Here is a 912-nt window from a genome sequence, read left to right on the forward strand (position 1 = left end):
TAATTATGCACACATGCCCTACGAGAAACAGCAAGAAATGTTATGGGAAGTGGGACAAATTGATATTGGGCTAGGAACGTTAGTCGCAACTAATGAACGAATCCAACAAGCGATTGAACCGAGCATTATTGAGTTAAGTAGTTGGGTAAAACAGACACAACCGAATGTTCATGTGGATGAAACACCTTGGTCAGTTAAAGGAGTCAAACAATGGTTGTGGGTAGTTGCCAATTCTGATTTCTGCCTGTTTACTGCGGCTGACACTCGTTCACGATCCGAATTAGAAACGATTTTAGGGACTGAGTATGCAGGGGTACTCAGCAGCGATGATTTTAGCGTTTACAACGGCTATCCAGCTTTTGCCCAGCAGAAATGTTTGGCTCATCTACGCCGACACTTCAAAAAACTAATTATTCTTCCAGGTCTTCACAACCAAGCTATTGGCGAAGCTTTTGCTGATTTAATTGATGAAGCCTTTAGGAATTATGCTCGATGGTTTGAGACTTTTGACTCCACCAGTTACAACGATTGGGTCAATCAATTCAAATCTAAATTGTATTCCTCACTCCATCAGTGGCTTGATCTTGCAGGAGCTACGGCCGGCAACCTTTTACGCTCTTTGCGTGATAAAGCAATTCAATGGTGGTATTTCCTTGACTACCCTGAAATTCCTCCTGATAACAATCAGGCTGAACGATCGCTGCGTTTGGCTGTGACGAAACGTAAGGTAAGTGGTGGCTCCCGTTCAATGGACAGGTTTAGACACACTGCCCATCTGTTAACAGTGGTGCAAACCTGTCGTCGTCAAGGTACGTCTGTGATTGACTTTTTTGCACAAGCACTGCTGGCTAATTCTAATAATTATCTGTCTCGCCCATCTCTGCTTCCTAAATATTAGACCTGAATCCTTAC

1 protein-coding gene is annotated in these 912 nt (G+C 43.3%); it reads left to right on the forward strand.

Going from position 1 to position 912, the window contains the following annotated elements; all coding sequences use genetic code 11:
* A partial coding sequence (gene tnpC / locus HCR01_RS38030; protein ID WP_193201028.1) for an IS66 family transposase occupies positions 1 to 898 on the forward strand: 898 nt, incomplete at its 5' end.
* Positions 899 to 912: the final 14 nt, after the last annotated feature.

The sequence above is a fragment of the Nostoc sp. MG11 genome (assembly GCF_014904695.1).
Lineage (GTDB): Bacteria > Cyanobacteriota > Cyanobacteriia > Cyanobacteriales > Nostocaceae > Komarekiella.